Annotated in this window: 9 protein-coding genes and 1 pseudogene; 1 reads left to right on the top strand and 9 read right to left on the bottom strand. The window is 42.7% G+C overall.

The window, feature by feature from the left end; genetic code table 11:
- Positions 1-134 precede the first annotated feature (134 nt).
- Positions 135-1055, bottom strand: a complete 921-nt coding sequence (locus JCM21738_RS18895; RefSeq protein ID WP_023614469.1) for a DMT family transporter — start codon at positions 1053-1055, stop codon at positions 135-137.
- A gap of 590 nt (positions 1056-1645) precedes the next feature.
- Here JCM21738_RS18895 and JCM21738_RS27795 point away from each other — a divergent pair.
- A pseudogene (locus JCM21738_RS27795) lies at positions 1646-1842 on the top strand (DUF4083 family protein).
- A gap of 436 nt (positions 1843-2278) precedes the next feature.
- Here JCM21738_RS27795 and JCM21738_RS26880 read toward each other — a convergent pair.
- The 8 genes from JCM21738_RS26880 to JCM21738_RS18865 form a co-directional block, all read right to left on the bottom strand.
- Positions 2279-3187: a DUF2399 domain-containing protein gene (locus tag JCM21738_RS26880; protein ID WP_256360217.1), complete on the bottom strand. Its 909-nt coding sequence runs from the start codon at positions 3185-3187 to the stop codon at positions 2279-2281.
- Positions 3188-3239: 52 nt separating this feature from the next.
- Positions 3240-3557, bottom strand: coding sequence for a TIGR02679 domain-containing protein (locus tag JCM21738_RS26875; protein WP_256360216.1), 318 nt, complete (start codon positions 3555-3557; stop codon positions 3240-3242).
- Complete coding sequence (locus JCM21738_RS26245; RefSeq protein ID WP_243463093.1) at positions 3550-4563, bottom strand: SbcC/MukB-like Walker B domain-containing protein; 1014 nt, start codon at positions 4561-4563, stop codon at positions 3550-3552. The genes JCM21738_RS26875 and JCM21738_RS26245 overlap by 8 nt, the downstream gene beginning before the upstream one ends.
- 25 nt (positions 4564-4588) lie before the next feature.
- A complete protein-coding gene (locus tag JCM21738_RS18885) occupies positions 4589-7663 on the bottom strand; it encodes a TIGR02680 family protein (protein ID WP_243463092.1) in 3075 nt (1024 codons plus the stop codon).
- Positions 7663-8829 carry a TIGR02678 family protein gene (locus tag JCM21738_RS18880; protein WP_023614473.1) on the bottom strand — a complete coding sequence of 389 codons (1167 nt, stop codon included), beginning with the start codon at positions 8827-8829 and terminating at the stop codon, positions 7663-7665. The genes JCM21738_RS18885 and JCM21738_RS18880 overlap by 1 nt, the downstream gene beginning before the upstream one ends.
- The gene (locus JCM21738_RS18875) at positions 8826-10325 is read right to left on the bottom strand and encodes a TIGR02677 family protein (RefSeq protein ID WP_023614474.1); all 1500 of its coding nucleotides are present in this window, start codon (positions 10323-10325) and stop codon (positions 8826-8828) included. Before JCM21738_RS18875 ends, JCM21738_RS18880 begins: the two co-directional genes overlap by 4 nt.
- 287 nt (positions 10326-10612) lie before the next feature.
- Entirely contained in the window at positions 10613-10942 is a 330-nt protein-coding gene (locus tag JCM21738_RS18870; RefSeq protein WP_023614475.1) for a hypothetical protein, read from the bottom strand.
- Between the two features lie 79 nt (positions 10943-11021).
- The gene (locus JCM21738_RS18865; protein ID WP_156916366.1) at positions 11022-11219 is read right to left on the bottom strand and encodes a hypothetical protein; all 198 of its coding nucleotides are present in this window, start codon (positions 11217-11219) and stop codon (positions 11022-11024) included.
- Positions 11220-11385 lie beyond the last annotated feature (166 nt).

Below are 11385 nucleotides of genomic sequence, written 5' to 3'. Positions count from 1 at the left end.
CAATACCTAATAATTTCGCCTTAATAAGGAAATTTCCTTTTTAATAGAGATGAGGACGCAATCAAAAAGAAAGTGTCCCAAATAAATTGGGACACTACGTTTTTTAACTGCTAAAATGATCCACCATAAAAACTCTATGCTTCTTCAACCAACTGCACTGCTTTCTTTTTCGTAAAAGAAGTAATGAATACCCCAATAAAAACCAGGCAGCCGCCAATGATTTGCGGTATCGCAATCACCTCTCCCAGGATAAAAAAGGCTGCAACTGTACCAAAAACCGGAATTAGATTCAAAGAAATAGATGCTTTCGATGGTCCGATCATTGCAACTGCTCGATTCCATAACAAAAACGAGCAGATCGACGGGAAAATTCCTATGTAAAATAAAGCACTCCACTCTGCAAGATTCACTTTACCAACCGGAACCAACGCCAACTCAATTGCCACGGCTGGAATCATCACCATAAAACCAAGCGCAAGCGTAAAGCCGAAAATTGCAAGCGATGGCAGCTTCCCGGAAATCTTTTTAATATAAATAGAATATAAGGACCACGAAATTACAGCCAGCACCATAATCAAATCGCCAATATTAAACTGCAAAGCTAGCATTCGCTCAACTGACCCATGCGTGATGACAATCAGCACACCGACCATTGAAATCGCCATCGACACCCAGTACTTCAATTCCATTTTTTCTCCGATCAGAAGAGCTGAAAGCAGGAAAATGAACAGAGGACTAGTGCTATTCAATAAAGTTGCATTGATCGCCGTCGTATAATTGACGGCCCAATAAATCAGCAGATTAAATCCAACTACCCCCGTCACCGCCAGGAATAACAGCAGCTTGAAGTGCTCTCGTAAGGCTGCCCTTTCATGTCTAAACAGCCTGATGATAACCGGAGACATGATCAGGACCCCAATCCCCAAACGGGTGAACGAAATCGTCACCGGCGGCAGCGAACCAGCAAGAAACTTTCCAGCAACCGCATTGCCGCCCCAAAATAATGCAGCACCAACCAGAAGTAAATAAGGTGCGTTTCCAAGCCTCTGGATCAATCTGTCCCCCTCCTAGCATTCAACCATTTATTGATTCGTAACTTTGACTCCTCTATTACTTCTATAAAATTATTGTAATACCCTATTATATAAGAAATGAATTAATTAATTATATCACTTGGAAAGATGTCCCTGCGCTGAATATAAAATTTTATTAAAATGAGAATGCCGCGTTGGCCGCGGCAATTCTTTTTTAATATATAAGCCATGAACTGCTCTCGTCAAAACGATTCTACCTATAATTCTGAATACCAGCCTCAAAAGCCTGTCGATCATCATTCTCTATTCCATGCAGTGCCTCCTGCAGGGCAAAGGTACTTTTATAAAAATGAACACGCTTAGCTACTTCTTTACCGTACGGATATTGATCAATACACCTGTTAAAAAAATCTTCACCCTAACTGGAGAGGATTCCCGCAAAATCATACGCCGGATCCCACTATTTTAACAAAAATTACTAGATTCTTATTGGTAAAGAACACGCCAGTGAGGATTACTACTGGAGATACGGCTTCAAGACGATGCCAAGGATATGTTAAACTAATATTGGAATAATTTCACTTTCAGAAGAATAAAGGGAGAATTATGAAATGGCAGATTTTAATGTAGTTTCAATCATTTATTTAGGCTTGGTTGTTGCCTAATAGTTTTATTCGCATTTTCCTTCACGCTTTTTATCCGTCGGATGCTGATCAATTCTTCTCAAAAGAGAAATCAGACAGTAGAAATCGAAAAGAAACTTGATAAAGTCATAGAATTACTTGATAAGCATAGTAATAAAAAATAATCATAGCGATATTTATATTCTGATCCACTCGAGCTTTTCTCAATAAGCATATTAGGTTTAGTAACGCTAAGAAAGAAGTGGATCCCAAACTTCTAATGGCAAGAAAAAAAGGAGCGAAAATCGCTCCTTACTGTTTTTTCAGTATGTGTCTAAAGTCTTTATTTCGCTTTCGTGCTTAATAGAACGAGCAGCTAGCGTATCAATTACTCTTTGTTGATCTCCCAATTTATCTTTCAATTCATCTTTTTTTGTATCTATATGTTTCTCTATTTGTTCAATATATCTTTAATACTCCTAACATCTTTTTGCAATACTTTCTGTCCATACTTTAGGTCGCGATGTCCTACCTTCAATTCCAGGAATCCATTGGTTACGAAGGCATTTTTCAAAGGAAGTAACACATAAGATGAATTACCAGAACTCTTCTTCAATTTAATTAAGCCTGTTTAATATCTTCTATAAGAACATCTACCAATGCTTCCTGATATCCTGCCTTTTTCTTTTCGCGCATCATCATAACGACGTCTTTCCATTCTTCCGATGACACACCATCAAGCTTTGCAATCCTTCCGGCAATATCCTCATTTGAGAGGCTACTCTCATATGCTAATGGATCCATCCTCCACAAAACCAACTTTTCTTGATACCTTTTCTTCAATCGATCCGCAATCTGGACTCCTTCTGGATCCAGGTCGCCAGAATAAAATAATGTGCATTCTTCCTCGGCCAATTTATCTAGGAGTCTCCAACTTGCTGCTCGCAACTGTCCATGTGTGCAGACTACAGCAGCATCAGGGACTGCATCCATGATGGTAGAAGCCACACTCGAATTTTCAACAATCCACACCATTCGGCCAGAGGCAGGCTTGATAGTTTCAAGTTTGGCTAATTCTTTCATCGGAACATTCAGTACTGTTCGGGTTTGGACAGCTGCATTCCAGACTGGGTGGATTTCACCCTGGTAGTAAGCAACCATTCCTTGAAGGGTCACGAAATTCCACAAGTCATCCCTTAACAAGCCATATTCTGCGAGTAGGTCATTGATTTCCTCAGTGCTTTTTGGAAAAAGGTATTCGGGATCTTCACTAGTTTTCTTATTTACCGTTAGAAAATGGAGCAATAATCTTCCGCCCGACTCAGAGATATCAAAATAATGCGGATTCCCGGTTGTCCGCTGAGCAAAGAAGGGGAGGCGTTCAAGTTCTCCCTGTTTCGGCAGCGACAAAAAAGCAATAGAGACCTCTCTTATCATTCCTGAAAGCATAATTTCATCCTGCCGATAAAGTGACCAAATCCACCTTGTATCCGGGCTTCTCTCACTAATCCATTCCAGCCACCAACCCACTTCAGGAATGTCCAGCTTTAATGTATTTACAAATTCATTTTCAAGCTTTAGATTATTCTCCGTTTTCTTGCTTTTTTGATAAAATCGGTTCCTCTAAAATTTCTTCCAATATCTCCACGAGGGTAAGGTCTGAAAAACCCGTCTTGGCAAGTTCTCTTTCAAACTGGCCAAGACCAACACGCCCTTTATCAATCAACTCAACCGCAGAAAGGCCAAGGAAGCCGGCAATTGATTCGACCTCTGCTTCCTTGAAACCTTTCAGACTGACGAAACCCCCGACTCTGCCAAGAGATCTGAACTTGTCCCGGAACAAGCCAAATAGCTTCCGGAAACCAGGTTCGTCTCGGAACACTTGCAATCTATTATTCATTTGTCACCAGTTCCTCCAATTCAGGTGCCTCATCGATTACCAGCGACTTCTGCTTACCATCCCATTGATAGCGGATGACCGTGACATAATCAGCATTCTTCGGTCGGACCAACTCACATATGGAAAGACTTGAAATCGTATCATAATCACCCCATAAGGCTTGAGAATTCATGATATAGTTGAAGCCGAGCTGCTCTACAACCTCGAACATATCACGGATATTATTCTCGTCGACACCCGCAAACGCCTCATCAAGTGAAATGATAAATGGTGCCATTTCTCCCGCTTCCTTGTATCTGGAATAGGCAGCCGTGAACAAAGGAATATACATCGCCATCGCTTTTTCACCGCCACTGAACTTGAAGAATGCGTTATTTGTCAGCTCACGCTTAGGTTCATTCACCCGGCTGAACGAAAGAACGAATGTGAACCATTTGCGGTAATCCAGCACTTCCTTCAAAACCTGGTGAAGCGTGGATCCTTCATTGCGCAGCTGAATCAGCTCCTTCGCCTTGGCAATCCTTGACTGGAAGTGCTTCGTGATCCGCTGCAAATCTTCTTCATTCAAGAACTTGCTGTTTCGTTGTAAAAGCTGAACCAGATCTCTTGTATCCATTTCCTGCTCTGACTCCGCTGTCAGCGGTTTCCAGGCAATTGAAAAGATAAGTCCTGATGAATTATCACGGTCTGCCATGATTTTATCCATCTCTTTCACCCATTGCTGGGCACGCTGGATGCGATTTCGCAGGATAATTCCAACACTGTTTAAAATAATGTCCTCATACAGCCTGCGATCCTGCTCATCAAGCCAGCCTTGCTGTTCTTCAAGTTCCTTCTTCAGCTCTGAAGATACATAATACGGACTGACACGCTGGCCCCTGTATTCCATCTGAATTAAGCGCCGGCCTTTCAACTGGTTCCATTCATTCATAAATGGCTCGTACTTCTCTGCCAGGTTATCATTGAACCAGGATGGAATCTCAGTATCTTCCGGATATTCAAACATTCGGTATTCCGTCAAATGTGCCTGTTCATTTAAAAAAGACTTTCGTCAGCTGTTCCGATAATTTCGGCCGCTCATGTTTCGTAAAAATAGGATCAAACTGCGCAAAAATCTGAGCAGGATCTCTACCTTCAATGTCAAAGTAACTTCGTTTCTTCTCTGCTTCGACCATTCTTGCCCATACTTCGGTCATTTGCTTCCAAAATGACAAATCTGTTTGAGCCTCGTCAAGCTTTTCCTGATTGCGCTTCTGATCCGACTCAGCTTTAGGCAAATCACTTCTAATTCGGTCAATTTCTTTCTCAGCCTCATTAAGCTGATACTGGACTTCCTGGATCCTGCTCCTGACTTCATCAATCCCTTTAAGCTGCAACTGCAGGTTAATCGACTGTATCATTGCCTTGATTTTACCAAGCTGGCTTTCCTTCCTGCCCTGCTCACCCCTCAGTTCATCAAGCTCACCCTCAAGCTCATCAATTCGCTCCAACGAGGTTTGTAAAAGCTTTTTGACAGAAGAAACTTTCACGTCATTATTTTTCAACTCATGTAAAAAATCAATGTAGCTTTGCCCAGCTGACAATGCACTTCCAAGATCATCAACCGTCAACGGAATATTCAGCTGGACCCCTTTATCACGTAAAACCCGCTTTACTTCTGTATATTTGTCATAAACTCGCTTCCAGTCTGCATCAATCCGGTTTAGCATTTCCCTTTCATTCTTTAACTCATGCTTCTTTGATAAAATTTGCTCGTTTATATCTAAAAGTACCTTGTCATCTGGTATCTCTCTCTTCCAAGTATCAATCTTTTCAAGTTCAGAATTGAAGTGCTCGAGTTCAACTTTCAATCCAGCAAGTTCCCGATACAATTCCTGGATCTTTTCTGTCCAAGTCTGGATCAACTCACGCTGATGCCGTTTCCTTGACGTCCTTCCGATATATTTCGAAGGACCCCCTAATGGAGCATGTCCTCTCATGCAGCCAATTGAATACGACCCGTCTTGATCGATATGGAATCCTGTCCCATCATTCTCCAGCGGAATGGACCGCAGCACCTGGTCCACCAATTCCTCAGTCAAAGGACTGTCAACATCCAAGTCAGGCATCAAATAGTCAGCAAGCGTGTAGCCAAGCAGGCGTGGATCAGCAGCCAGAACAGCATCCTCCACAGGTGAAAACGTTTGATCAGTGATCAGGCTATCAAGGATTCCAGTTTTCATCAGCGCTGCCTCCAGGCGTTCCCGCTGCTCCTCTGTAACATGCTCCTGAAATTCGACTGCTGCATAAAATGGCAGAAAGGCGGTATTTTCATTCAATAGTTTCTCCCGTTGTTTTTCCGTACCTGTTGCTCGTTCGGGCTCAAGCATCTTCTGGGTTTTTATTCGCAGCAATTCCGCCTCTGCTTCACTGATATCATTCTGTTTTTGCTGAATCCGACTCTTTGTCAGAGCCTCATCCCTCTTCACTTCAGCTTCATAATTATGGATGGCTACATACAATTGAGAGCGGACATCATCATAGCGATTACGCTCATACAATCCCTGCAATGCACGTGCGATTCCCTGGCGAAGTTCATTAGAGTAGAGCAGCTTTGGATGTTTTTCCATCCAGAAAAATACATTACTTTCAAGCTTTTGGTGTTCCTCTTCGAACCACGTTTGATAATGGTCCAGTTCCTTTTGCAACTCATCGATTTCTTTTTTCTTCTCAGATGATTGTCGCTGAAGGTGATTTTGGTCATCACCTAGCCTCACAGCTTCAACAGCGAGTTTCTCCAGCTCCCCAAGCAAGGCCAGATGGTCTTTCGCTTCTTTTTGCCAGACGGTAAAATCAAATCCAATTTCCTTTGTCCGTACATAATCCGAGACATTCACCTCATGCTGGTGAAAGGCTGTTGCATCCGCGTCAAGTGCAAGCTCGGCCAAAAGTTCTCTTTCCTTTTGATCATATTGAAAAAGCTCATCTTCAGCAGCCTGTTTTTTCTGATATTCGCCGCGGAGTTTTTTATTATTTTCATCCCACCGCTTTTGCAGTCCAGCAATCTCATTCGCGATTACTGCCGATTCATCAAGCTTGTCTTTCCTCTTCTCCTCCAGTGACCAAACCTCATGATGCTTAAGCGAATTGCTCTCCTGCTCAGCAATATGCTTTTGCTGCTGAAACTTTTCAAGCTCAATCCTTAGTCTGACAATCTCCTGATCAAGCTGTTGTTGCTGGGATATATACTCGTTCACTTTTGTTTCGGCAGTATTGCTCCTTTGCAGTGCCTTCTGCCATTGCTCAGCCCGTTCGGCTAAAATATATTTGTTATACGTATCATATGCCGCTTCCAGTCTGTAGATCGATTCAGACTCTCGATGAAGCTGTTCCAGCTGCTGCTGCGTCTGGTCCATGCTTTCGATTGTGTCAGAGAGAGTGCGCAGCTCATCATCAGTCAAAGGAGGCAGAGCTGATTCCAGTATCTCGTAGATGACCGTTGGCTTGAAATCCTTCGACAGCTTTGGACTCCTCAGCTGGATCAGCAACTTAATTAAGTCCTCATAAGCATCGATAGACTGGAACCCAAAGACATACTTATTCACAAGATCCATGTACTCCCGCTGCGAATGGACTACATAGCCACCCTGGCCAATCCGGTTCTCCAATTCCTTCGCTGAAAGCGGAACTTTTTCACCTGTGTGCTGCTGGGCAAGCTGGAAATCATGACCTATCCTCCGGTTATCAGTCAAGAGGAAATACCAGGACTTGATTCCTTTATTCCGCTTCGCCTGCATCCCTATTCCAGTGGTGATATACTGCTCAGACCCCTGCTTTTTATATTCGATGAACAAATAGCCTGTCCGCTCATCACGGTCGACGACTTCCTTTTCACCAAGGAGATAATCCTCCATCCTTCGCGCCTTCGAACCAAAGGGATCCAGGCGGTCAGGAGACTTTTTGCCATCCAGCAGTACAGGCAGGAAACTTTGCATCGTCACTGATTTCCCAGAACCATTCGAGCCGCGAAGCAGTAGCTTGCCTTGCTCAAAGTGGAACACTTCTTCATCGTAATACCAGAAATTGAGTAACCCTGCACGGTTCATCACCCATCTTGTACCCTTCATTACTCCTCGCTCCCTTCAAAATCAGCCGGGAATGCTCCGGCAAGCACACCCAATAGCGGTTTTATTTTAATTAATGAACTTTCTTTCTCGACTTCTGCCATCATCCAGTCTTTCATCGCCTCAAGTAGTTCGTTCCTGATGCCACTGTTCGCTTTTTCACGAAAATATTTTGACCATCCCCGCTCGAACTGACTTCGAAGTTCAAGGATGATTCCATCCATTTCCCCCTCAGTCAGGACAATCTCTCCATTTTCTTTCGGAATGTACTTTTCAGGGTAATCATGCAAATGCTTTGAAAATTGCAGAATCAGATCCGTCGATGCTTTTGCATCAGGATATAAGTTCTGATATTGCCGCGATTCATCTGTTGACAAAAAAGCGGTGTTCTTATAAACATGCAATTTATAATCACTATGGTTTTCGATATCCTCGGACAGTCGATTGCGGAAATTCCGGATATATAAAAAGTCTGGATCCTGCATATCAATGCGGTGAAGTCCAGGTGAGAAGAACAGTTTGCGGTATACCCGCTTCCTTCTTTCGTCCTCCTGGTTCAGCCTCCAATCTTCATTTAAGAGCTCATTCCAGTGCTTATAGCTTGTAAAATCATCTGGATAGGTGCGCATAAAATACCGGCTATAGACCGTTGCCTCATACAGCACCTCTTGTTCTTCATTATGGTCATATCGGCTGATATCTCCATCAATGGTCCTGATCAGCTGAAAATCGATCAGCACCTTGATTGCGCGGATCAGCGATTTTCGATGAGTATAAAGCGTCCAGTCAAGGGGAAGGTCACCAGGATAATCCGCCTGGATTTCCTGGCTAAGTTCCGATAAAAGGAATTGCTCATCTACAGACTTGCCCTCAAGGAAGGAAAGCGCACAGCAAAAAACAGCATAATCCATCGGTTCCTGGAATTCCTGGATGCCCATCCATCGTTCCGGCTCAACCGGGATTTTTTCAAGCTTGATAAAATGCTGATGGACAATCAGGCGCAATCCGAACTTCTCATTGATATAGCGTCTCAGTACCTTCTCCCGTTCACGGACGAGCTGATACCACTCTGGCTGCTCGCTGCGGAGAATCCAGTAGTGATTAAACAATAAATCCATTCCGAGAATCGCCTTTTCATCAAATTCTAAGGTTTGTTCAAGCTTGATCATCTGGATTCCCCCTCTCCTTCAAAGGTGAACAGCACATCGGGCATCTTCAGAGTTCCATCCTCTGCATCAAGAAGAATCATCTTTTCACGGTCAATTGTCACCTTCACGACCATCCCATAATCTGTCTTGACTTTGCCATTCTTGCTTGCCATCGATTTTCCTATCCACCCAAGCAAAACCTTCCTGACAAATGGTTCAACTTTTGAAACAGCAGATAGTTTTATGACACCCTCATCTATATATTTTTCAATCAGTACTTGCTCCTGTTTTCGTTCAGCCAGATATTGCTCGCGTTGAAGACGCTTTTTCTCCTCATTCGATACCATTGAACCCGGCTTCGTCTTTTCACGGTAGCGATTCGTCCGCGGCTTCAGCGGAACCATAACAGGATTTTCTTCCCAGGTTTCGGTATGCAAATTATCTGTACTCACCTCATCAAGCTGAAGATGCTTGATCGTCATCGCCCCAAACACAACAGAGGATAGTTTATGGGCCTCCTCGAGTGCATCCGTATCGACAAACCATTTTGCCAGGTGCAAATAATCATTTTTACGGCTGCGGAAGTGCTGCTGTCTTTCCCCTATACGCTGAACATATCGAGTCATTCTCCTGATCATTTCATTCGTCTGCCATTGCAGTACATCCAGCTCACTCTGCTGCAAATTCGAACCAAGGAACCACTGCCTCAACGAACCCCAATACTCCAGGTATTCAGTCCGCCACTCCTCAACAGACGAACTGACATCCTCAAGTCTCGGAATCGACTGCCGATGTTCAACCAGTTTATCGAAAAATAACCCCAACTTATCCGGAGACAGTTCATCAAGCCGTTCTTTGATTTGCAGCGACGTATTTTGTAATGAAACAATGAAGTCACGCAAATAGGTCGTGAATTGATTTTTATAGACAAGGAAAGCTTCAGTCTGCATCCGTTGATCAGTCTGTTCACTGTTTATGTATGCAATGTAATCAGCCGTGCTGGACCTGATCGTCTGGAAGTAGCGGAAGACATCCTCCCAAATCCGCATGTATTCCTCAGCCTTTTTCGCAAGACTGCCCTCGAGCTCCTGCTGCAATATCGACAAAGACTGCAACAAACGGTCAAACTGAGACCGCTCCAATGACCCCTGGAAGGTGTCACCAACCTTTTTTTCAAGTACTATAAGCATCCTTTCGATTTCGATTGTATAAGGCGTCGACTGATAACGGAATCGCTTCTTCTTATATTCCTCAACCGTCTTCGCATTGGTCATATCCTGCCTGGCAATCAAGTTATTCCACTTCACAAGCTGTGCAAGCTGCTGATGCAGCTGCTCCTCCTGATAATCCGCAAATACAGCAATGGAGCGCATATACTCCAAAATTTCCTCAGGGGAAATGAAATCCCGCATCCTTTCATGCTGATGGTAAAAATAACGCAAAATTGTCCGGTAATGCGCAGCCGAATCCGCCGTCAAATAACTGGCCTCGACCACCTTCTTCATCGTCACATCCAAAGTCATCATCCTTCATACGAATCTATTACTATCATTGTAAATGAAATGCCGGATGTAGGGTATAGGGTAAAATAGGAATCTGTTCTGCTTCGTTTTAGATTTGACCTTAGAATCAACTGGAGAAAAGCTAGATGAATGTGTGGTATGATTTGGTTGAATACAAGAAGAGATTAGTAGTTTGTGGCAATAGGGGAATTCAGTCTTCGGAGGGTGTGTTAAGTAAATTATGATGATTTCTTAATCATAGGTGTTAAAAGAAGCCAAAAGTCAGATTGCCCCTATAACACCTACTGTCTGCTCAATCGCTCAATCTCTGTTTCTGCTTTATAGACTCTTTTGTTTAAAACTTCAGTACTAGCATCAAAATGTTCAACAATCTTGTCTGTGTATAATCCAAGGCTAGCGATAAGATTCTTTTGCAATTTTTCTTGCCCGATTTCCAGTCTTTTTTGACCTTCTTTCAAATCATTTAAATCTGCACGGATAACTTTTAAGTCTTCCATATCTTCACGCATATCTTTCAGCTCACTGACATCCGCTCGCATCTCCTTCAACTCACTTACATCAGTACGCATATTTTTCATCTCAAACAATATTTGATTTAAAATTTGTTCCATAGTTTTCCCTCCTCTTCAAGTGATCAAGAATAAATAATGCCTAAAAGAAATAAAAACATTACATTGTTGCACTAGCTTCTCACTTTTTTTCTAAAACATATATACGCTTGTCCATCTCTGTTAATCTGTTGTTTAAATAATCAACTTCAAAATCTGTTTTCTGTTTATTTACTTTTAGAATTCCGATAACATCTTCAGCTTGAGCCAACTCTATTCTATCTACAGTTGTTTTGATCTCGTGAATGTCTGCATGTACTTGTTCAAGGTTTACTTGCATATTCGTTACATCGTTTTGAAGCACACTTAGATCTTTTTTAACGTTCGTTACGTCACTTTGAAGGACGCTTAAATCTTTTTTAACGTTCGTTACATCACTTTGAAGGACACTTAGGTCTTTTTTTAACGTTCGTTACATCGTTTTGAAGCACTACTTAGATCTTTTT

Origin of the sequence: Mesobacillus boroniphilus JCM 21738 (genome assembly GCF_000517385.1) — a bacterium.
Lineage (GTDB): Bacteria > Bacillota > Bacilli > Bacillales > Cytobacillaceae > Mesobacillus > Mesobacillus boroniphilus.
The sequence above is the reverse complement of the archived record's forward strand: the minus strand, read 5'-3'. Positions and strand labels throughout refer to the sequence as shown.